Annotated in this window: 17 protein-coding genes; 12 read left to right on the top strand and 5 right to left on the bottom strand. The window is 64.7% G+C overall.

What is annotated here, in order from left to right; genetic code table 11:
- Nucleotides 1-40: 40 nt before the first annotated feature.
- On the bottom strand, nucleotides 41-886 hold the full coding sequence (locus tag KSS94_RS11330) for a helix-turn-helix transcriptional regulator (protein ID WP_217843062.1): 846 nt from the start codon (nucleotides 884-886) through the stop codon (nucleotides 41-43).
- A 517-nt stretch (nucleotides 887-1,403) separates the two neighbouring features.
- On the opposite strand from KSS94_RS11330, the gene KSS94_RS11325 reads away from it, so the two are divergent.
- Entirely contained in the window at nucleotides 1,404-2,774 is a 1,371-nt protein-coding gene (locus KSS94_RS11325; protein ID WP_217843061.1) for an APC family permease, read from the top strand.
- Nucleotides 2,775-2,951: 177 nt separating this feature from the next.
- On the opposite strand, the gene KSS94_RS11320 is transcribed toward KSS94_RS11325, so the two are convergent.
- The gene (locus tag KSS94_RS11320; RefSeq protein ID WP_217843060.1) at nucleotides 2,952-3,653 is read right to left on the bottom strand and encodes an NUDIX hydrolase; all 702 of its coding nucleotides are present in this window, start codon (nucleotides 3,651-3,653) and stop codon (nucleotides 2,952-2,954) included.
- Nucleotides 3,654-3,797: 144 nt separating this feature from the next.
- Between KSS94_RS11320 and KSS94_RS11315 the strand changes: the two genes are divergently transcribed.
- From KSS94_RS11315 to KSS94_RS11290, 6 genes are all read left to right on the top strand, one after another.
- On the top strand, nucleotides 3,798-4,448 hold the full coding sequence (locus tag KSS94_RS11315; protein WP_217843059.1) for a nicotinamidase: 651 nt from the start codon (nucleotides 3,798-3,800) through the stop codon (nucleotides 4,446-4,448).
- On the top strand, nucleotides 4,445-5,644 hold the full coding sequence (gene pncB / locus KSS94_RS11310; RefSeq protein WP_217843058.1) for a nicotinate phosphoribosyltransferase: 1,200 nt from the start codon (nucleotides 4,445-4,447) through the stop codon (nucleotides 5,642-5,644). Before KSS94_RS11315 ends, pncB begins: the two co-directional genes overlap by 4 nt.
- A gap of 199 nt (nucleotides 5,645-5,843) precedes the next feature.
- A complete protein-coding gene (gene ppnN, locus KSS94_RS11305; protein WP_217843057.1) occupies nucleotides 5,844-7,217 on the top strand; it encodes a nucleotide 5'-monophosphate nucleosidase PpnN in 1,374 nt (457 codons plus the stop codon).
- 436 nt (nucleotides 7,218-7,653) lie between these two features.
- The gene (locus tag KSS94_RS11300; RefSeq protein WP_217843056.1) at nucleotides 7,654-9,489 is read left to right on the top strand and encodes a sensor domain-containing diguanylate cyclase; all 1,836 of its coding nucleotides are present in this window, start codon (nucleotides 7,654-7,656) and stop codon (nucleotides 9,487-9,489) included.
- 103 nt (nucleotides 9,490-9,592) lie between these two features.
- Nucleotides 9,593-10,273 (top strand): response regulator transcription factor, encoded by a 681-nt coding sequence (locus tag KSS94_RS11295; protein ID WP_217843055.1) that lies wholly within the window; start codon nucleotides 9,593-9,595, stop codon nucleotides 10,271-10,273.
- On the top strand, nucleotides 10,251-11,642 hold the full coding sequence (locus tag KSS94_RS11290) for a sensor histidine kinase (RefSeq protein WP_217843054.1): 1,392 nt from the start codon (nucleotides 10,251-10,253) through the stop codon (nucleotides 11,640-11,642). The genes KSS94_RS11295 and KSS94_RS11290 overlap by 23 nt, the downstream gene beginning before the upstream one ends.
- A 107-nt stretch (nucleotides 11,643-11,749) precedes the next feature.
- Here KSS94_RS11290 and cysS read toward each other — a convergent pair whose 3' ends face one another.
- The gene (gene cysS, locus KSS94_RS11285) at nucleotides 11,750-13,132 is read right to left on the bottom strand and encodes a cysteine--tRNA ligase (RefSeq protein ID WP_217843053.1); all 1,383 of its coding nucleotides are present in this window, start codon (nucleotides 13,130-13,132) and stop codon (nucleotides 11,750-11,752) included.
- Between the two features lie 9 nt (nucleotides 13,133-13,141).
- On the bottom strand, nucleotides 13,142-14,845 hold the full coding sequence (locus KSS94_RS11280; protein ID WP_217843052.1) for a glutamine--tRNA ligase/YqeY domain fusion protein: 1,704 nt from the start codon (nucleotides 14,843-14,845) through the stop codon (nucleotides 13,142-13,144).
- A gap of 262 nt (nucleotides 14,846-15,107) precedes the next feature.
- Here KSS94_RS11280 and KSS94_RS11275 point away from each other — a divergent pair, with 262 nt between their 5' ends.
- The 3 genes from KSS94_RS11275 (at nucleotide 15,108) to KSS94_RS11265 (ending at nucleotide 16,772) form a co-directional block, all read left to right on the top strand.
- Nucleotides 15,108-15,608: a peptidylprolyl isomerase gene (locus KSS94_RS11275; protein ID WP_217843051.1), complete on the top strand. Its 501-nt coding sequence runs from the start codon at nucleotides 15,108-15,110 to the stop codon at nucleotides 15,606-15,608.
- On the top strand, nucleotides 15,605-16,327 hold the full coding sequence (locus tag KSS94_RS11270; protein WP_217843050.1) for a UDP-2,3-diacylglucosamine diphosphatase: 723 nt from the start codon (nucleotides 15,605-15,607) through the stop codon (nucleotides 16,325-16,327). Before KSS94_RS11275 ends, KSS94_RS11270 begins: the two co-directional genes overlap by 4 nt.
- A gap of 226 nt (nucleotides 16,328-16,553) precedes the next feature.
- Nucleotides 16,554-16,772 (top strand): DUF2970 domain-containing protein, encoded by a 219-nt coding sequence (locus KSS94_RS11265; protein WP_217843049.1) that lies wholly within the window; start codon nucleotides 16,554-16,556, stop codon nucleotides 16,770-16,772.
- 402 nt (nucleotides 16,773-17,174) lie between these two features.
- Here the strand turns inward: KSS94_RS11265 and KSS94_RS11260 are convergent, their stop codons facing one another.
- On the bottom strand, nucleotides 17,175-18,251 hold the full coding sequence (locus KSS94_RS11260) for an ABC transporter substrate-binding protein (RefSeq protein ID WP_217843048.1): 1,077 nt from the start codon (nucleotides 18,249-18,251) through the stop codon (nucleotides 17,175-17,177).
- Nucleotides 18,252-18,466: 215 nt separating this feature from the next.
- On the opposite strand from KSS94_RS11260, the gene KSS94_RS11255 reads away from it, so the two are divergent.
- Complete coding sequence (locus KSS94_RS11255; RefSeq protein ID WP_217843047.1) at nucleotides 18,467-20,119, top strand: nitrite/sulfite reductase; 1,653 nt, start codon at nucleotides 18,467-18,469, stop codon at nucleotides 20,117-20,119.
- The gene (locus KSS94_RS11250) at nucleotides 20,103-20,597 is read left to right on the top strand and encodes a DUF934 domain-containing protein (RefSeq protein ID WP_217843046.1); all 495 of its coding nucleotides are present in this window, start codon (nucleotides 20,103-20,105) and stop codon (nucleotides 20,595-20,597) included. Before KSS94_RS11255 ends, KSS94_RS11250 begins: the two co-directional genes overlap by 17 nt.
- The last annotated feature ends 3 nt before the right edge of the window (nucleotides 20,598-20,600 follow it).

Genomic DNA, 20,600 nt, shown 5'->3' with positions numbered 1-20,600 from the left:
TGTTCTCTTGTTGGAATGGGGGTATTGCGGGCCGCTGCGTTCAGCGCAGCTTGCCCATGTAGCTTTCCAGCGGATCGCGGCCGAGCACGCCCTGGGCGTTGGCCAGGGCGTCGATGAACAGACTGAACAGCTCTGACTGGGTGCCGATGTCGAGCTTGGCGTAGACGTTCTTGCGGTGGGACTTGATGGTGTCTTCCGACACGCCGAGGCGCTCGGCGAGTGACTTGGTGGAGTGCCCACGCAGGATCAACTGGGCGATGCGGCATTCACGCTCGGTCAACAGCGAGCTGCCGAAGTTGTTCAGCGCGGTGTGGATGCGCTGCTCCAGCAGGTTCTCGAAGCGCCCGCCACGGTTGTCGAGGCCGGCGAAGTGCTTGCCGAGCACGGCCAGCACCCACGGGGTGATGCGCCCGAACCGTGCGCGGGTGTCGGCGTCGAGCCGGTCGGTGAAGGCCAGCGACACCGCCAGGCTTTGCCCGGGGGCCAGTTGCAGCAGGTAGTTGAGCTCATCGGCCAGGTGCGAATGGCGGTAGAACGACTGGTAGTACTCGCTTTGCTCGAACTGGTCGGGGGCCACCTCGAACAGGCCGTAGCAGCCACTGGCAACCTGCTCCATGCAGGCGCCATAGAACGGGTCGAGCAGGTAGAAGCCGGACAGGTAACGGGCAACGTTGCCCTCGGGCTGCCAAGGGGCCTTGGCGTCCTGCTCGAACAGCGCGCAGGGCATGCCGTCGTGGGGGTAGAGGTAGACGGTGGTGGCCTGGATCGGCCGGATCACAGCCAGCGCCCCGAACAGCGCGGCGGCAAAGCCCGGGCGGCCAATGGCCTCGGTGACCTGGGCCTGGTTTTCGAACCACGTGGTCAAGAGAAGCGGATCGTCAGTCACAGTGCACCTGTCGGTTACTGGAGGTTGTTGTTCCAGATACTCCCACGGCGCCGGGGGTACCGAAATCACCCGTTGGGGTGAGGTAGCCGCTGGCAGATGCGATCTTTTGTAGGAGATCACCCAGCCCTTTCGGGCTGCGATGTCGCGCAGAGAACCAGTCTCGCAGATGCACCACGGCCCCTGTGGGAAGCGGCCTTGCCGGGGCGCCGTCCGGTCGAGATGGGCTGCGCAGCAGCCCCGGCAATTTTGCATGAGGCCGAGACCTTGGGGCCGCTTCGCGCCCCATCTCGACCGGACGGCGCCCCGGCAAGGCCGCTTCCCACAGGGGGCATAGCTCATCTGCGGAACTGGTTCTCTGCGCGACAGTCCCGCCCTCACCCCATCGGGTGATTACGCCCCCCGCCGAACTGTGTGAGCATCAACCCATCCCACCCAGCCTCTCCTTCCAAGACACCTTCGACGGCAGCGAGCCCACTCGCATGCTGCGGCACTTTGCTGCCGTCTTCAGGAGCCAGCGATGCATACAACAACAAGTACAGCTGAACACCTTGCACCCCATTCACCCGCCCAGCCAGGGCGCTTGCGCAAATCCATGGGCATGGCCGCCCTGGTGTTGTTCGGCCTGGCCTACATGGTCCCGCTGGCAGTGTTCTCCGCCTATGGCCTGGTGGCGCAAACCACCAAGGGGCACCTGCCGGCCGCCTACCTGCTGACCCTCGGCGCCATGCTGTTCACCGCCTACAGCTACGGGCGCATGGTCAAGGCCCACCCCTATTCCGGATCGGTGTACACCTACACCCGCAAGACCTTCGGCGCCTGCGCAGGCTTCATGACTGGCTGGACGCTGCTGCTGGACTACATCTTCCTGCCGCTGCTCAGCTACCTGCTGATCGGCATCTACCTGTCGGAGTGGTTCCCCGCTGTGCACCCCTGGGTATGGGTACTGGGCTCGATCGCCCTGGTGACCTTCCTCAACCTGATCGGCATAGAGTCGATCACCCGGGTCAACTGGGTGCTGGTGGTGGCGCAATTGGTGTTCATCGTGGTGTTCGTCGGCCTGGCCATCCATAGCCTGGCGGGCCAGGCGCAGCCGGTGGCGTTGCTGGCGCCGTTCCACCATGAAGGCTTCAGCGTGCCGCTGATCATGGCCGGGGCGGCGGTACTGTGCCTGTCGTTCGTGGGCTTTGACGCGGTATCGACCATGGCTGAGGAAACCACCGAACCGACGGTGCGCATCCCGCGGGCGATCATGGCGGTGTCGCTGATCGGCGGGCTGCTGTTTTTGCTGGTGTCGTATTTCGCCCAGTTGGCCCACCCGGCCTGGGACAGCTTCGCCAACCCGGACTCGGCGCCGGTCGAAGTGATGCGCAGCGTCGGCGGCCAGTTGCTGGCCAGCGCCTTCACCGCCACCTATGTGGCTGCCTGCTTCGCCTCGGCCATGGTGTCCCAGGCCAGCGTGTCGCGGGTGCTGTTCGCCATGGGCCGTGACGGCGCCATGCCGCGGGTACTGGGCACGCTGGCAACGCGCAAGCGTGTACCGGCCATGGCCATCCTGCTGGTGGGGCTGGTGTCGCTGGTGGCGCTGGTGATCTCGCTGGACACGGTGGCCAACATGATCAGCTTCGGCGCGCTGTTCGCCTTCTCAGCGGTCAACCTGGCGGTGGTCAAGCACTACCTGGTGGACCAGAAGCTGCGCGGTGCGCGCAATGTGCTGATGTATGGCGCCATTCCGGGGCTGGGCTTTCTCAGCACGCTATGGCTGTGGAGCAGCCTGTCGCAGATGTCGTTCACCATCGGCCTGTGCTGGATGGCGGCGGGGTTTGTCTGTCTGCTGGGGCTGACCCGGGCGTTCAGGGTGAAGCTGCCGGAGTTGCAGATGGCTGATTGAGACGGGCTCGGGCTCGGGGATTGATCGTGATTGCTTTTGGAGATGTATGCACATTCGTTGACGATATCAGATCGAGCGCCGCGCGGGCGGCGCTCGATCTGATAGGCGCCGCAAAGGCTGTGGCAAGCACCTGGCAGCCCCGACACCCTCCTTGAAAGGAATGGCCTCAAAGGCAACCTACCCCCCCGCCAACAAACTGCGGTCAAACACAAACCCCCGCACCTCGCGGGGCGTATGCCGGTACAACTGCTGTGGCCGCCCCAGCCGTGGCTGGTGCTTCTCGCCGGTATCCTCCACCCAGCCCTCACCCTTCATACGCTCCAGGCGCTTGCGCACCGAGGTGCCATTGACCGCCTGCCCAAGGCACACCTGCATCGCTGCCAGGGCATCAAGCACGGTGAAACGCTCGGCCACCAGGTACAGCGGCAGGCTGGTATACAGGCTCTTGGCCGCCAGGCGCTCGACCGCCCGCTCCACCAGCAAACGGTGATCGAACGGCAGCGCCTGCTTGCCGGTCAACAGGTTGCCCAGGTCGTGAAAGGCCAACTGCGGCCCCTGCACCTGTACAGCGGGGTCAAGCAAGGCCAGGTAGTAGGTGCTCAGCGACCAGCCCCGCGGGTCACGCACGGCATTGCCCTCGGTGCCCACCTGCTCCAGGTGCTGCGGCTGCACCTGCGCCTTCTCGGCCAACGCCCTCGCAGCGGCGTCATCAAGGCTGGCGTCGGCGGTGCGGCCATTGACGATGACCCCCGGCAACGCCCATTGCCCGACATGGGGCTCACGCTCGCGCTTGTGCAGCAGTACCTGCAGGTGCTGGCTGCCTGGCGAAAGGCGCAGGGCGACAATGTCCACGCTGGCCAAAACTTCTGCTGTGCTCACTTGACGGCTCCGCTCTGAAAACCCGCATATATTCCACCAGGGCAAATAAATAACGCAAGTACCAAATCCATCAATGAATGGCGCTTGACACACTTAATACACCAGATGGATTATGTGAACATTCCAGCCGAGGAGACGCCCCAGATGAAAATCGCCAGTTTTGACGTCGACGCCCAGAACGGCTTCACCTGTAACGCCGCGCAAGAGCTGCCGGTACCCGGTGGCGAGCTGATCGCCCCAGCGCTCAACGCCATGGCCCGCCGCGCCCAACTGCGCCTGGGCAGCAAGGACGCGCACCCGGCCAACGCTGACTGGGTGGTGGCCGAGCCCGGGCAGATGCTGCAGCCACTGGCACTGGCCAACGCCGACCTGACCTGGGTCAGCCACTGCGTCCCCGGCACCCCGGGTTTCGAGCTGCTGCCCGGCCTGCCCGCCCCTATCGACTACGACTACTTCGTCTGGAAGGGCGTCGAGCCCGACCTGCACCCCTACGGCGCCTGCTACCACGACCTGGCCGAGCGCCGCTCCACCGGCGCCATCGAATACCTCAAGGTGCAACAGGTGCAGGCGATCATCGTCGGCGGCCTGGCCCTGGACTACTGCGTCAAGACCACCGCCCTGCAACTGCGCCGCGCCGGCTTCGAAGTGCTGCTTTACTTGCCGGCCTGCGCCGCCCTCAGCGCCGACGGCGCCCGCAGCGCTTGCGACGACATGCAGGCCGCCGGCATCCGCCTGTGCGCCGACGAACAGGCCCTGGACACCCAGGTCACCGCACTGAAGGAGGCTCGCCCATGAGCGACAGCGTTTTCGGCCCAAGGATCGTGCAGAACCTGCTGGACACCGACTTCTACAAGATCACCATGATGCAGGCGGTGCTGCACAACTACCCCAACGCCGAGGTGGAATGGGAGTTTCGCTGCCGCAACAGCGAAGACCTGTCGCCGTACCTGGCCGAAATCCGCTACCAGGTGGAGCAACTGGGCGAGGTGTCGGTGACCCTCGACCAGCTCGCCTACCTGGAGAAGATCCCCTTCATCAAGCCGGACTTCATCCGTTTTCTCAGCCTGTTCCGCTTCAACCTGCGCTACGTGCAGGTGGGCCTGGACGATGCCGGTCAGCTGGCGATCCGCGTGCGCGGGCCCTGGCTGCACGTGATCCTGTTCGAAATCCCGCTGCTGGCCATCGTCAGCGAGGTGCGCAACCGCTATCGCTACCGCGACGTGGTGATTGAGCAGGTTGGCGAGCGTCTGTACCAGAAGCTCGACTGGCTTAGCGCCGAGGCCAGCGCCGAGGAACTGGCCGGCCTGCAACTGGCCGACTTCGGTACCCGCCGGCGCTTCTCGTACCGGGTGCAGGAAGAGGTGGTGCACATCCTCAAGCGCGACTTCCCCGGGCGTTTCATCGGTACCAGCAACGTGCACCTGGCCCGCGAGTACGAGCTCAAGCCCATCGGTACCATGGCCCACGAATGGTTCATGGCCCACCAGCAACTCGGCCCGCGGCTGGTGGACAGCCAGGCGGCGGCGCTGGAGTGCTGGGTGCGCGAGTATCGCGGCCTGCTGGGCATCGCGCTGACCGACTGCATTGGCATGGACGCGTTCATGAAGGACTTCGACTTGTACTTCGCCAAGCTGTTCGACGGCCTGCGCCACGACTCGGGCGACCCGCTGGTGTGGGCCGAGAAGGCCATCGCCCACTACGAGCGGTTAGGGATAGACCCGCAAAGCAAGACGCTGATTTTCTCCGACGGCCTGGACTTTGCGAAAATGCTCGAGCTGTACCGGGCCTTGAGCGGGCGCATCCAGGTAAGCTTCGGCATCGGCACCAACCTTACCTGCGACATCCCCGGGGTGGCGCCGATGAACATGGTGATCAAGATGACCGCCTGCAACGGCGCACCGGTGGCCAAGATCAGCGACAGCCCAGGCAAGACCCAGTGCCGGGACGAGAGTTTTGTCGCCTACCTGCGGCATGTATTCAAGCTCCCCTAACCCCACTGTAGGAGCCGGCTTGCCGGCGATGAGGCCCTCAGCCCTGGAAAATGCATGGCCAGGCCCGGCCCTATCGCCGGCAAGCCGGCTCCTACAGGTGTTTCGCGCAGGGTTTTTTCCAGCCCCCCTCGTTACCCCGCACATTTGCTTGTATGGTGTTGTCAAAGAAGGATGTTTTACCCGCACAGGAAAGACTTAGATGCCCCAACGCAATGTCATCAACGCCTCCGTCAGCCCTAAGGGCAGCCTGGAGACGCTGTCGCAACGTGAAGTCCAGCAACTGAGCGAAGTCGGTACCGGCAGCCTCTACACCCTGTTCCGCCAGTGCGCCCTGGCCATCCTCAACACCGGCGCCCATGTCGACAATGCCAAGACCATCCTCGAGGCCTACAAGGACTTCGAGGTACGCATCCATCAACAAGACCGCGGCGTACGCCTGGAGCTGCTCAATGCCCCGGCCGATGCCTTCGTCGATGGCGAGATGATCGCCAGCACCCGCGAAATGCTGTTCAGCGCCCTGCGCGACATCGTCTACACCGAAAGCGAACTGGCCAGCCAGCGCATCGACCTGGAAAGCTCCCAGGGCCTCACCGACTATGTCTTCCACCTGCTGCGCAACGCCCGTACCCTGCGCCCGGGCGTGGAGCCGAAAATGGTCGTGTGTTGGGGCGGCCACTCGATCAGCACCGAGGAATACCAGTACACCAAGAAGGTCGGCCACGAGCTGGGCCTGCGCAAGCTGGATATCTGCACCGGCTGCGGCCCGGGGGTAATGAAAGGCCCGATGAAGGGCGCCACCATCGCCCACGCCAAGCAGCGCATGCACGGCAGCCGCTACCTGGGCCTGACCGAGCCCGGCATCATCGCCGCCGAGGCGCCCAACCCGATCGTCAACGAACTGGTGATCCTGCCGGACATCGAGAAGCGCCTTGAGGCCTTCGTGCGAGTGGGCCACGGCATCATCATCTTCCCCGGCGGTGCCGGTACCGCCGAAGAGTTTTTGTACCTGCTGGGCATTCTCATGCACCCGGACAACCAGGACCTGCCGTTTCCGGTCATCCTCACCGGGCCGCGCAGCGCCGAGCCGTTCCTGCTGCAACTGCATGCCTTTGTCGGCGCAACCCTCGGCGAAGCCGCACAAGCCCATTACCAGATCATCATCGACGACCCGGCCGAAGTGGCCCGGCACATGGTCGAGGGGCTCAAGGCGGTCAAGCAGTTCCGCCGCGAGCGCAACGACGCCTTCCACTTCAACTGGCTGCTGAAAATCGCCGAAGGCTTCCAGCACCCCTTCGACCCCACCCACGAGAACATGGCCAACCTGGCCCTGCGCCGCGACCTGCCGCCCCACGAGCTGGCCGCCAACCTGCGCCGGGCGTTTTCCGGCATCGTCGCCGGCAACGTCAAGGACAAAGGTATCCGCCTGATCGAGGAGCACGGGCCGTACCAGATCCGCGGCGACGCGGCGGTGCTCGACCCGTTGGGCCGGCTGCTGCAGGCCTTCGTCGACCAGCACCGGATGAAACTGCCGGGCGGCGCGGCCTATGTGCCGTGCTATCAGGTGGTCACCTGACCGGGTAAACAGGCACACCCCCTGTAGGAGCCGGCTTGCCGGCGATCGGGCCGCAAACCCCGACACACTGCCCTAATGCTGTTCACTTAGAATTGCCGGGGCCGCTTTGCGGCCCATCGCGACACAAGGCCGGGTCCCACAGGTACTGTACATGGCTTGGTAATTCAGCCTTGCGCAGTACCTGTGGGAAGCGGCCTTGCCGGGGCGCCGTCCGGTCGCGATGGGCTGCGAAGCAGCCCCAACCCAGGCAACGCCTCTCTTAAGTGAACAGCATTACGGCACACTGCGCAGGCTTGCAGGCCGGGCCTAATCGCCGGCAAGCCGGCTCCTACAGGTCATGCAGCACCTTTGGGAGCCTCGCCCCGCGACACTGCGGTTGCACTGCCACACCAGGCCGCTATCGTTGCCTATCAGGATTTTCACGAGTGTGCGCCCCATGCAGATCGCCCCCTCCCCCCTCAACGAGGCCGAGCGGCTTTGCTTCTTGCAGAGCCTGGACATACTCGACACTGCGCCTGAGGAAGGTTTCGACCGCATCACCCGGCTGGCCAGCAGCCTGCTCGACGTGCCCATGGCGCTGGTGTCGCTGGTCGACGTCAACCGCCAGTGGTTCAAGTCGCGGCACGGCCTGGACGCCGAACAGACCAGCCGCGACGTGGCGTTCTGCGCCCACGCACTGCACGCCGAAGACGCCCTGGTGATCCCCGATGCCCTGGCCGACGCGCGCTTTGCCGACAACCCTTTGGTGGTCGGCGCGCCGTTCATTCGCTTCTATGCCGGCATCCCGCTGCGCTTTGCCAACGACCTGACCCTGGGCACGCTGTGCGTACTCGACACCCGCCCGCGCACCCTCGGCGGCGAGGCTCTCGAGCGCCTGAAAGACCTGGCCCGGCTGGTGGAGCAGCAAATGCTGCAACGCAGCCAGGCCCAGGGCGGGTCGAAGGTACAGGCGGCCCAGCGTAATGCCCTGGCGAGCAGCGAATCGCGCTTTCGCCAGGTGTTCCGGCAAAGCCCCACCAGCAAGGCGCTGGTGGGTATCGACGGGCGCATCCTCGAACCCAACCGCGAATTCAGCCAGTTGCTCGGCGTGGCCCCGGAAGCCCTGGTGCTGCTGCACCTGCCCGAACTGCTGGTGGCTGAGGACCGCGACAAACTGCAGCAACCCTGGCAGGCGCAACTGGACGGCCAGCAACCGGCCAGCGTGCTGGAAGTGCGCATGGCCCGCCAGCTCAAGGGTGCGGTGTGGGTAGAACTGAGCCTGTCGGCGCTGCGCGGCGAAGACGGCCATGCCGAGCAGGTGGTGGTGTTCGCCCGCGACATCAGCGAACGCCGGCGCCGCCAGCACCTGCTGCAACGCTACCAGGCAACCCTCGAGCAGCAGGTGGAGCAGCGCACCGAAGCGCTCAAACGCAGCCAGCAGACCCTGCAAGCGATTGCCGACAACCTGCCGGTGCTGATCGCACAGATCGGCAACAATCTGGAGTACCGCTTCAACAATGCCGTGTACCGGGAGATCTTCGGCCTCGACCCCACCGCCCTCAAAGGCCGAAAGGTCGAGGACGTGCTGGCGCCGGAGGTCTACCAGCAACTGTTGCCCTGCTTCAACCAGGCCCTGGCCGGTGAGCGGGTAGAAGCCGACAACGTGCGCTACCGCCTGGACGACCCGCGCATCTGGCACGCCAGCTACGTACCGGACATACGCAACGGTGTGGTGGAAGGGTTCTTCGTCATGTCGCTGGATGTGACCGAGCGCAAGCGCCGCGAACAGACCCTGCTCGACCAGGCCACCCTCGACCCGCTGACCGGCCTGCCGAACCGTTCGGCGCTGTTCCAGGCGCTGGACTACCTGCTACAGCAGCGCGCGCCCTTCGCCCTTTACTTCATCGACCTGGACGGTTTCAAGCAGGTCAATGACAGCCATGGCCACGAAACCGGCGACCTGTTGCTGCAAGCAGCCGCCGAGCGCATGCTGGCGGCCATGCGCGCCGACGACCTGGTGGCGCGCCTGGCCGGCGACGAGTTCGTGGTGATCGCCCGTGCGGTGGCCAGCGCCCCTGCGGCGCGGGAGATCGGGCGCAAATTGTGCGACGCCCTGGCCGCCACCTTCACCCTGGAAGGCCAGCAGGTGCAGATCGGCGCCAGCATCGGGGTGTACCTCAACCTGCCAGAGCAACGGCTGCTTAACGCCGAAGATGCCCTGGCCGAAGCCGACCAGGCGATGTATGCAGCCAAGCGCGGCGGGCGCAACCGGGTGTGCATGGCCGGCGGCTGAAGCGCCTGGCGCGCGCCTTGCAGGCCCAGATGAATTTTTCTTAAATCGCCGTTTGGCTATTCTTTGGCACAATCAAGCCTCAACTCGCAGCCCAGGAACCAGCATGCCTCGCGTACTGACCATTGAAGACGACGCCGTTACCGGCCAGGAAATCGTCGCCGAACTCTCCAGCCACGGCCTGGACGTGGATTGGGCCGACAATGGCCGCGAGGGGCTGGCCAAGGCCATTGCCGGTGGTTATGACCTGATCACCGTGGACCGCATGCTGCCGGAAGTCGACGGCCTGACCATCGTCACCACCCTGCGCAGCCTGAAAATCGCCACGCCCATTCTGATGATCAGCGCGCTGTCGGACGTGGACGAGCGGGTGCGCGGCCTGCGCGCCGGCGGCGACGATTACCTGACCAAGCCGTTCGCCTCGGACGAGATGGCCGCCCGGGTAGAAGTGCTGCTGCGCCGCAACAGCACGCCGATGACCCAGACCCGCCTGCAGGTGGCCGACCTCGAGCTGGACCTGATCAGCCACGAAGCGCGCCGCGGCGACAACTCGCTGAACCTGCTACCTACCGAGTACAAGCTGCTCGAATACCTGATGCGCCACTCCGGCCAGGTGATCACCCGCATGATGATCTTCGAGGAAGTCTGGGGTTACCACTTCGACCCGGGCACCAACCTGATCGACGTGCACATCGGCCGCCTGCGCAAGAAAATCGACTCCCCCGGCCAGACCCCGCTGATCCGTACCGTGCGGGGCTCCGGCTATGCCATTGCCGAACCCGTCTAAGGGCTGGAGTTCGTCCACCAGCCGCCTGCTGGCGCTGTACAGCTTCCTGTTCGTGGCCTGGAGCAGCATCCTCATGGGGGTGCTGTACTTCGAGGTGTCCAGCTACCTGAACAAGCTCACCCGCCACTCGATGATGCAGCGCCAGCACCTGTTCACCCACATGAGCGGCAAGCAGCTGGACGATGCACTGATCGCAAGCCAGGCCTTCGAGGAGCGCAGCTTCGACGCCTACGGCCTGTTCGACCCGCAGCTCAACCCGATTGGCGGGCGCATCCGCGCGATCCCGCCAGACCTGGGCCTGGACGGCAAGATCCACGAGCTCAAGCGCTGCCTGGACGCCGACGACCCGCGCCTGCCCCGCGACAGCTGCGATGCAGTGGCGATCCGCGTGCAGGATGGCCGCTGGCTGGTGCTGGTGCGCGACAACGGCTCGCTGTTCGTGGTCACCCGTATCATCCTGCATGCCTTGCTCTGGGGGATTTCGCTAACCCTCATACCGGGATTTGCCGGCTGGTACCTGCTGCGCCGGCGCCCGCTCAAGCGCATCCGTGCGATCCAGGCCCAGGCCGAGCTGATCGTCTCGGGCGACCTCACCCACCGCCTGCCGCTGTCGGCCCGGCGTGACGAGCTGGACATGCTGGCGGCCATCGTCAACGCCATGCTCGACCGCCTGGAGCGGCTGATGCACGAGGTCAAGGGCGTGTGCGACAACATCGCCCACGACCTGCGCACCCCGCTCACCCGCCTGCGCGCGCAGCTGTACCGCATTCGCCAGCAAAGCGGCGCAGACTCGGCCGAAGGCGAGGCGCTGGACCAGGCGATCGCCGAAACCGACACGCTGATGGCGCGCTTTCGTGGCCTTTTGCGCATCAGCGAGCTGGAAGACCGCCGCCGCCGCGCCGGCTTTCAACACCTGGACCCGCACGCCCTGCTGGCCGAGATGCACGATTTCTACCTGCCCCTGGCCGAGGATGGCGGCATTCGCCTGGCACTGGAGCAGCCCGAACAGCTGGCGGCCCTGCATGGCGACCGCGAGCTGTTGTTCGAGGCCCTGGCCAACCTGGTGGGCAATGCGATCAAGTTCACCCCGGAGGGCGGCCAGGTGCGCATCGCGGCGCAGCAGGACGAGGACGGCGTGCATATCGCCATCGAGGACAGCGGGCCGGGGATTCCGGCAGATGAACGGGAGGCTGTGTTGAAGCGTTTCTACCGCAGCGAGGAAGGCCATCGCCACCCGGGCTTCGGGCTGGGGTTGTCGATCGTTGCGGCGATCGTCGACTTGCATGGCTTCGGGCTGGAGGTGGGCGCCAGTGCGCTGGGGGGCGCGAAGCTGGTGTTGCATTGCCCGCCAGCGGGGCCTGCAACCTAGCCGCCTGAAAAAGCATCGCCGGCAAGCCGGCTCCTACCGGGATTGCGTCACCCTGTAGGAGCCGGCTTGCCGGCGATTGGGCCGCACAACGGCCCCGGTTACTGCTATCAGTCAGCCAAACGCCAGGTCGTTGCGCCCTTGCTGTCTTCCAGCACCACGCCCATGGCGGTGATCTGGTCGCGGATGCGGTCGGACTCGGCCCAGTTCTTGTCGGCACGCGCCTGCAGGCGCGCGGCGATCAGTGCTTCCACTTCAGCGGCATCGACCTTGCCCTCGGCCCCTGCACGCAGGAAGTCATCGGCCTCCAGCTGCAGCACACCCAGCACATCACCCAGCTCACGCAGGCGCCCGGCCAGGCCGGCGGCGGCTTGCGGGTCGCTGTCGCGCAGGCGGTTGATCTCGCGCACCAGGTCAAACAGCACAGCGCAGGCTTCGGGGGTGCCGAAGTCGTCGTTCATCGCCACGCTGAAGCGCTCGACGTATTCCTCGCCACCCTGCGCGGCAACCCGCGGCAGCCCACGCAAGGCGTGGTAGAAGCGCTCCAGGGCGCCCTTGGCATCGCGCAGGCTGTCTTCGGAGTAGTTGATGGCGCTGCGGTAGTGGCTGGCCACCAGCAGGTAGCGCACCACTTCCGGGTGGTACTTCTCGAGCACGTCGCGAATGGTGAAGAAGTTGTTCAACGACTTGGACATCTTCTCGCCGTTGATGCGGATCATGCCGCAGTGCATCCAGGCGGCCGCGTACTGCTTGCCGGTGGCCGCCTCGCTTTGTGCGATCTCGTTCTCGTGGTGCGGGAACTCCAGGTCGCTGCCGCCACCGTGGATGTCGAAGCTCTCGCCCAGGCAGCAGGTGGACATCACCGAGCACTCGATGTGCCAGCCCGGGCGGCCAGGCCCCCACGGCGAATCCCAGAACGGCTCACCCGGCTTGGCGCCCTTCCACAGCACGAAGTCCAGCGGGTCCTGCTTGGACTCGCCCACTTCGATGCGCGCACCGATGCGCAGGTCTTCGATCTTGCGCCGCGACAGCTTGCCGTAGCCGACGAACTTGCCGACCCGGTAGTACACGTCGCCGTTGCCCGGCGCGTAGGCGTAGCCCTTGTCGATCAGGGTCTGGATCATCGCGTGCATGCCGGGGATATGATCGGTGGCACGCGGCTCCAGGTCCGGCTTGAGGATGTTCAGGCGGCGCTCGTCCTCGTGCATCGCATCGATCATGCGGGCGGTCAGCGCGTCGAACGACTCGCCGTTTTCATTCGCCCGGTTGATGATCTTGTCGTCGATGTCGGTGATGTTGCGCACATAGGTCAGCTCGTAGCCGCTCTTGCGCAGCCAACGGGTGATCAGGTCGAACGCCACCATGCTGCGGCCGTGGCCCAGGTGGCAGTAGTCGTACACGGTCATGCCGCAGACGTACATGCGCACCTTGTTGCCATCGAGCGGCTTGAAGGCTTCCTTGGTCTTGCTCAGCGTGTTGTAAAGGTTAAGCACGGTGGTTCCTCAGCTGCCCCAGGAGTCACGCAGGGTGACGGTGCGGTTGAACACCGGGCGGCCCGGCTGGCTGTCTTTCAGGTCGGCGCAGAAATAGCCTTCGCGCTCGAACTGGAAGCGGTCTTCAGGCTGAGCCTGGCCCAGCGAAGGCTCGGCGCGGCAACCGGTGAGCACCTGCAGTGAATCGGGGTTGATGTTGTCGAGGAAGCTGCCGCCGTCTTCGGTCTTCTCCGGGTTGGCGGAGCGGAACAGGCGGTCGTACAGGCGCACTTCGCACTCGACGCTGCCCTCGGCCGGCACCCAGTGGATCACGCCTTTGACCTTGCGGCCTACGGGGTTAACGCCCAGGGTGTCCGGGTCGTAGGAGCAGCGCAGTTCGACGATGTTGCCGTCGGCATCTTTGACAGCCTCGTCGGCACGGATCACGTAGCTGCCGCGCAGGCGCACTTCACCGGCCGGCTCCAGGCGCTTGTAGCCCTTCGGCGGCTCTTCCATGAAGTCGTCGCGGTCGATGTACAGCTCGCGGGCGAACGGCAGCACACGTACGCCCATGTCTTCCTTGGGGTGGCGCGGCAGTTCGAGCTGCTCGACCTGGCCCTCGGGGTAGTTGGTGATGACCACCTTCAACGGGCGCAGGACGCACATGGCGCGTGGCGCGCTGCGGTCGAGGTCGTCACGGATGCTGAACTCGAGCATCGACATGTCGACCACGCCGTCGGAGCGGTTGGTGCCGATCATGTCGCAGAAGTTGCGGATCGAGGCCGGGGTGTAGCCGCGGCGACGGTAGCCCGACAGCGTCGACATGCGCGGATCGTCCCAGGCCTGTACGTGGCCTTCATCCACCAGCTGCTTGAGCTTGCGCTTGGAGGTGATGGTGTAGTTCAGGTTCAGGCGGCTGAACTCGTACTGACGCGGGTGCGCCGGTACCGGCAGGTTGTCGAGGAACCAGTCGTACAGCGGGCGATGGCCTTCGAACTCCAGGGTGCAGATGGAGTGGGTGATGCCTTCGATGGCGTCCGACTGACCGTGGGTGAAGTCGTAGTTGGGGTAGATGCACCACTTGTCACCGGTCTGGTGGTGGTGGGCGTGGCGAATACGGTACAGGATCGGGTCGCGCAGGTTCATGTTCGGCGAGGCCATGTCGATCTTGGCCCGCAGCACGCGCTCGCCGTCCTTGAACTCGCCGGCCTTCATGCGGGCGAACAGGTCCAGGCTGTCTTCGACGCTGCGCTCGCGGAACGGGCTGTTCTTGCCCGGCTCGGTGAGGTTGCCGCGGTATTCTTTGGCTTGTTCAGGGGTCAGGTCGCAGACATACGCCTTGCCACGCTTGATCAGCTCGACGGCCCAGTCGTGCAACTGGTCGAAGTAGTCCGAGGCGTAACGCACCGGGCCCGCCCACTCGAAGCCCAGCCACTTCACGTCGCGCTGGATGGCGTCGATGTATTCCTGGTCTTCCTTGGCCGGGTTGGTGTCGTCGAAACGCAGGTGGCAGGCACCGCCGAACTCCTTGGCCAGGCCGAAGTTCACGCAGATCGACTTGGCGTGGCCGATGTGCAGGTAGCCGTTCGGTTCTGGCGGGAAACGGGTGACGATGCTGCTGTGCTTGCCCGAGTCCAGGTCGGCCTGGACGATCGGCCGCAGGAAGTTCGCAGGGACGGCGGGGGCGCCTTTGGCAGCGGCGTTGGGCGCGTTTTCGGCAGTGGGCTTGCTCATAGTGTCCTTGAATGCTGGTAGCCGGCCGGGTAGGCCGATTGAATCAAAGGGCCTATCATAGCCGAAGCAGTCAAGCCGCCGACAGCCGCGTGCGGACAATTCTGACGCGATTTGTCGCAGCATTTTGTCGCCGCAGCGGGTCGAAACCGGCACAATGGCCGCCGCGCGCCACAGGCATGTGTCGCGGTCGCCTGGCCACGCGTCAGGTAACCCGAGCGCCCTGCGCACCCTATTCCCGAATGCCTTGAGAGCGAACTTAAGCATGTCCAAAGTCAAACTGAGCACCAACCACGGCGAAATCGTCCTGCAACTGAACGCCGAAAAAGCCCCGCTGACCACCGAGAACTTCGTTCAGTACGTTAAAGATGGCCACTACGACGGCACCGTGTTCCACCGCGTGATCAAGGGCTTCATGATCCAGGGCGGCGGTTTTGACGCCAACATGGGCCAGAAGAAAACCCGCGCCAGCATCCAGAACGAAGCCGACAACGGCCTGAAGAACACCAAGTACAGCATCGCCATGGCCCGTACCATGGAGCCGCACTCCGCCTCGGCGCAGTTCTTCATCAACGCCTCCGACAACGACTTCCTCAACCACAGCGGCAAGAACGTGCAGGGCTGGGGCTACGCGGTATTCGGCGAAGTGATCGAAGGCCGTGAAGTGGTCGATGCCATCGAGAAAGTCGCCACTGGTTCCAAGGCTGGCCACCAGGACGTACCGAAGGACGACGTGGTTATCGAGAAAGCCGAGATCATTGAGTGATCCTGCTGATCTCCGATCTGCACCTGCAAGAAGAACGCCCGGACATTGCCCGGGCGTTTCTTGATCTGCTCGACGGCCGCGCGCGCCACGCGCGGGCGCTGTACATCCTTGGCGACTTCTTCGAGGCATGGATCGGCGACGATGCCATGACGCCGTTCCAGCAGTCGATCTGCCAGGCCCTGCGCCGGCTCAGCGACAGCGGCACGGCCATCTACCTGATGCACGGCAACCGCGACTTTCTCATCGGCCAGCGCTTCTGCGAAGCGGCCGGCTGCACGCTGCTGGCCGACCCGAGCGTGGTCGAACTGGGCGGCGAGCAGGTGTTGCTGATGCACGGCGACACCCTGTGCACCCGCGATGTGGGCTACATGAAGCTGCGCCGTTACCTGCGCAATCCGCTGACCTTGTGGGTCCTGCGGCACCTGCCGCTGGCCACCCGACACAAGCTGGCCCGCAAGCTGCGCAGCGAGAGCCGCTCGCAGACGCGCATGAAAGCCACCGAGATCGTCGACGTAACACCTGAAGAGGTGCCGAAGGTCATGGCCGCCCACGGCGTGCGCACCCTGGTGCATGGCCACACCCACCGCCCGGCGATTCACAAGCTGGTGGTCGAGGGCGAGCCGGCCCGGCGCATCGTGCTGGGTGACTGGGACCGCCGTGGCTGGGCGCTGCAGGTGGACGAGCAAGGCTTTCAACTGGCGCCGTTCGAGTTTGCCTGAAGGTACAGGGCGTTATCGCCCTCTGTAGGAGCGGCCTTGCCGGGGCGCCGGACCGGCCGGAAAGGGCCGCAAGGCGGCCCCAGGATCTTCGCATCATGCCGCATCGCCGGGGCCGCTACGCAGCCCTTTCGCGGCACAAGGCCGCTCCTACAGGGAGTAATGGCCTGCCTCCCCGCCCTCCCCCTTCTACACTGTCCCTGATTGCCCTGCGCTAAAGGAGCCAAGCATGGACGACCCCACCCCAGGCAAACCACCGACCTTCTGGCAAATGCTGCACAGCATCCTCGCTGCGGCCTTTGGTGTGCAGAGCGGCAAGAACCGCGCCCGCGATTTCACCCATGGCAAGGCCAGCCACTTCATCGTGATGGGCACGCTGTTCACCCTGGTGTTCATTCTGGTGCTGGTGGGGTTGGTGCAGCTGGCGATGCATCTGACCGCCCGCTGACCCTGCATCGACACAACCCCCTGTAGGAGCTGGCTTGCCAGCGATAGGGCCATCGGCGCCCATGCAAGAATTGGCGTTTCCAGGCCTGGCCTTATCGCCGGCAAGCCGGCTCCGACAGAGGGTGACCAACCCAAAGATACGAGAACGCCCGCAGGATTCCCTCCCGCGGGCGTTCGGCTTGCTTCACGGTCTTGAGACTAAGGCTACTGGTGGCTGACCCAATACACGGCAGTGACCACCACCAGCACGATCAGGCACAGGATCGCCCAGGCGTCGACACTGCTGTCAGCTTTGCGGACCTTGGTAGAGTTGCCCATTGCATTGCCTCTTGTAGTGATTATGGGAATGCACTTCACCAGCAGCAGTTAAGTTCAGCAATGTCCTTTGCTCAAGCAGGGGCTTTCAATAGTCGACGGGTGACGTAAGAAACGGGTACTGGAAGTTCGCCGGCCTGCCCTCGGCACTGTAGCGCTTGAAGTCGACACCGTAGTCCTCGTGCTCAAGCAACTTCAGCCAGCGCCGCGCCTTGCTTACATCAATCGACTGCAACACCGGCACCTGATGCTCGCGCAGCCCGTCACGGGCCAGGCTGATGCCGTGGGCATCGTCGTGCAGCATCACCATGGCCCAGCCACCCAGGGCGAAATGCCCACCCATCAACACCCCCAGGCGCCCCTCGATGCGCGCACGCAGGGCTTCGGGCGAGCTGTTGACGGCGCTGAATACCACGTCACGGCCCGGCACCCGGCCGGCCTCCTCGAAGGCACGCATGGCGCCGAACGCCATCTGGTCGTTGGCCGACCAGACCAGGCGGGTTTCGGGGTAGCGCTGCAGCAGCATGGCCGCCTGCTCATAGGCGCGCTTGCGGCTCCAGCCGCCGTATACCACCTGGCGCAGGCGCACCTGGGGAAAGTCTGCCAAGGCCCGGCGCATGCCCTGCTCACGCAGTTGCGAGGCCGGCGTGTTCTTGACCCCGGCAAAGGCCACCAGGTCCACCGGGCCGCTGTTGCGCGGCAGCAAGGCGACCATCTGGTGCAGCATCTGGTAGCCGGCCTGCTCGTCATTGACGGTGAGCGTGCCGAGTACAGGCGCATATTTGTCGGGCTGGGCCTGGATGCTGCGCGCCTGGTTGGCGGTCAGCCCGTTGTTGACCAGAAACAACTTGACCCCGGTACCGCGGGACAGGCGGATGATCTCTGGCGCCACGTACAGTTCATTGACCAGCACCAGGTAGTCAGGGCGCTGCGGCCCCTCGAGAACCTCCCGCGCCTGCGCCATGGCCGCCTCGGCGCTGCGCTCGCTGTAGCGCACCTGCAGGCTCAGCCCCAGGTCATCGGCAGCGGCCTGCATGATGCGCGTATAGCTGGCCCAGAACACCTCGTTGGGCGTGCCGGGGTTGAGGAATACCACCGAGGCTGCCTGCGCGGTAGCCGCCAGCGGCAGGCTCAGGCACAAGCTTTGGCACAGCGCCTTGAGCATGCGATTACACCCTTTGAAACAAACCCGGGAGTATAACCCCCTTGCCGTGGCTGCCGAACAAATGCCAGTCAGTCTCACTTAGTTCGTTTGGTTCTTTTCATATGCAAAAACATCACTTTAGCGCATAAACCCAACCTGCTATCGTTCCCCGGCTCCGAACCGGAGTGCGCGGCCGTGCGCGCGAATAGCTGCATGCAGCCTGAGACAGGACTTTTATGTACGTATACGACGAGTACGATCAGCGGATCATCGAGGACCGCGTCAAGCAGTTCCGTGATCAGACCCGCCGCTACCTGGCCGGTGAGCTGAGCGAAGAAGAATTCCGCCCTCTGCGCCTGCAGAACGGCCTTTATATCCAGCGTTTCGCCCCGATGCTGCGTGTGGCCGTACCGTACGGCCAGCTGAGCGCACGCCAGGTCCGTACCCTGGCCAAGATCGCCCGCGACTACGACAAGGGCTACGCCCATATTTCCACCCGCCAGAACGTGCAGTACAACTGGCCGGCCCTGGAAGACATCCCGGATATCCTGGCAGAGCTGGCCACCGTGCAGATGCACGCGATCCAGACCAGCGGCAACTGCCTGCGCAACACCACCACCGACCAGTTCGCCGGTGTGGCTGCGGACGAAATCGTCGACCCGCGCCCGTGGTGTGAAATCGTCCGCCAGTGGACCACCTTCCACCCCGAATTCGCCTACCTGCCGCGCAAGTTCAAAATCGCCATCAACGGCTCGAAAGAAGACCGCGCCGCCATCGAAGTGCACGATATCGGCCTGGAGCCGGTGCGCAACGCCGCCGGCGAGCTGGGCTTCCGTGTGCTGGTGGGTGGCGGCCTGGGCCGTACGCCGGTGGTGGGTTCGTTCATCAACGAGTTCCTGCCCTGGCAGGACCTGATCAGCTACCTCGACGCCATCCTGCGCGTGTACAACCGTTACGGTCGCCGTGACAACAAGTACAAGGCGCGCATCAAGATCCTGGTCAAGGCGCTCACCCCTGAAGTGTTCGCCGAGAAGGTCGAGGCCGAAATGGCCCACCTGCGCGGCGGCAGCACCACCCTGACCGAAGCCGAAGTGCAGCGCGTGTCGCGCCACTTCGTCGACCCTGAATACCAGGCCCTGGACAACCTCGACTACAGCGCCCAGGACGCCGAACACCCAGGCTTCGCCCGCTGGCGTTCGCGCAACACCCGCGCGCACAAGCGCCCTGGCTATGTTGCCGTGACCCTGTCGCTCAAGCCCACCGGCGTCGCCCCGGGCGACTTGACCGACAAGCAGCTGGACACCGTCGCCGACCTGGCCGAGCGCTACAGCTTCGGCTTCCTGCGCACCTCCCACGAGCAGAACATCATCCTCGCCGACGTCGAGCAGCGTCAGCTGCACGCACTGTGGCTGGAGCTGCGCGAAAACGGCTTCGCCACCCCGAACATCGGCCTGCTGACCGACATCATCTGCTGCCCGGGTGGTGACTACTGCTCACTGGCCAACGCCAAGTCGATCCCGATCGCCGAATCCATCCAGCGCCGCTTCGACGACCTGGACTACCTGTTCGACATCGGCGAGATCGACCTGAACATCTCTGGCTGCATGAACGCCTGCGGCCACCACCACGTCGGCCACATCGGCATCCTCGGTGTGGACAAGAAGGGCGAGGAGTTCTACCAGGTATCGCTGGGCGGTAACGCTGCACGCGATGCGTCGCTGGGCAAGATCCTCGGCCCGTCCTTCGCCCAGGACGCCATGGCAGACGTGATCGAAAAGCTGATCGCCGTGTACGTGGAACAACGTACCGAGGAAGAGCGTTTCATCGACACCTACCAGCGTATCGGCATCGACCCCTTCAAGGAACGCGTCTATGCAGCGAATCATTAAGCACAACCAGATCGTCGACGAAACCTGGCACCTGCTGCCCAAGGACTTCTCGTTCGACGAGCTGACCAACTGCGACGACTACATCGTCCCGCTGCAGATGTGGCGCGACCATGCCCACGTGCTCAAGGCCCGCGACGGCGGCCTGGGCGTGTGGCTGGACAGCGACGAGGAAGCCGAAGAGATCGGCGAAGACGTGCAGCACTTCCAGGTCATCGCCCTGAACTTCCCGGCCTTCACCGACGGGCGCAGCTACTCCAACGCGCGCCTGCTGCGTGACCGCTACAAGTTCAAGGGTGAGCTGCGCGCCATCGGCGACGTGCTGCGCGACCAGCTGTTCTTCATGGCCCGCTGCGGTTTCGATGCCTTCGCCATCCGTGCCGACAAGGACCCGGAAGACGCGCTGCAAAGCCTGAAGGACTTCTCGGTAACCTATCAAGCTGCCACCGACGAGCCGCTGCCGCTGTTCCGCCGCCGCTGATCG

Source organism: Pseudomonas fakonensis (genome assembly GCF_019139895.1).
Classification (GTDB): Bacteria; Pseudomonadota; Gammaproteobacteria; order Pseudomonadales; family Pseudomonadaceae; genus Aquipseudomonas; species Aquipseudomonas fakonensis.
The sequence above is the reverse complement of the archived record's forward strand: the minus strand, read 5'-3'. Positions and strand labels throughout refer to the sequence as shown.

What these genes read in the sequence shown, in the direction of transcription:
- KSS94_RS11325 (WP_217843061.1), top strand. Translation starts at nt 1,404, where the DNA reads ATGCATACAACAACAAGTACAGCTGAACACCTTGCACCCCATTCACCC.
- KSS94_RS11315 (WP_217843059.1), top strand. Translation starts at nt 3,798, where the DNA reads ATGAAAATCGCCAGTTTTGACGTCGACGCCCAGAACGGCTTCACCTGT.
- pncB (WP_217843058.1), top strand. Translation starts at nt 4,445, where the DNA reads ATGAGCGACAGCGTTTTCGGCCCAAGGATCGTGCAGAACCTGCTGGAC.
- ppnN (WP_217843057.1), top strand. Translation starts at nt 5,844, where the DNA reads ATGCCCCAACGCAATGTCATCAACGCCTCCGTCAGCCCTAAGGGCAGC.
- KSS94_RS11300 (WP_217843056.1), top strand. Translation starts at nt 7,654, where the DNA reads ATGCAGATCGCCCCCTCCCCCCTCAACGAGGCCGAGCGGCTTTGCTTC.
- KSS94_RS11295 (WP_217843055.1), top strand. Translation starts at nt 9,593, where the DNA reads ATGCCTCGCGTACTGACCATTGAAGACGACGCCGTTACCGGCCAGGAA.
- KSS94_RS11290 (WP_217843054.1), top strand. Translation starts at nt 10,251, where the DNA reads ATGCCATTGCCGAACCCGTCTAAGGGCTGGAGTTCGTCCACCAGCCGC.
- KSS94_RS11280 (WP_217843052.1), bottom strand. Translation starts at nt 14,845, where the DNA reads ATGAGCAAGCCCACTGCCGAAAACGCGCCCAACGCCGCTGCCAAAGGC.
- KSS94_RS11275 (WP_217843051.1), top strand. Translation starts at nt 15,108, where the DNA reads ATGTCCAAAGTCAAACTGAGCACCAACCACGGCGAAATCGTCCTGCAA.
- KSS94_RS11265 (WP_217843049.1), top strand. Translation starts at nt 16,554, where the DNA reads ATGGACGACCCCACCCCAGGCAAACCACCGACCTTCTGGCAAATGCTG.
- KSS94_RS11260 (WP_217843048.1), bottom strand. Translation starts at nt 18,251, where the DNA reads ATGCTCAAGGCGCTGTGCCAAAGCTTGTGCCTGAGCCTGCCGCTGGCG.
- KSS94_RS11255 (WP_217843047.1), top strand. Translation starts at nt 18,467, where the DNA reads ATGTACGTATACGACGAGTACGATCAGCGGATCATCGAGGACCGCGTC.
- KSS94_RS11250 (WP_217843046.1), top strand. Translation starts at nt 20,103, where the DNA reads ATGCAGCGAATCATTAAGCACAACCAGATCGTCGACGAAACCTGGCAC.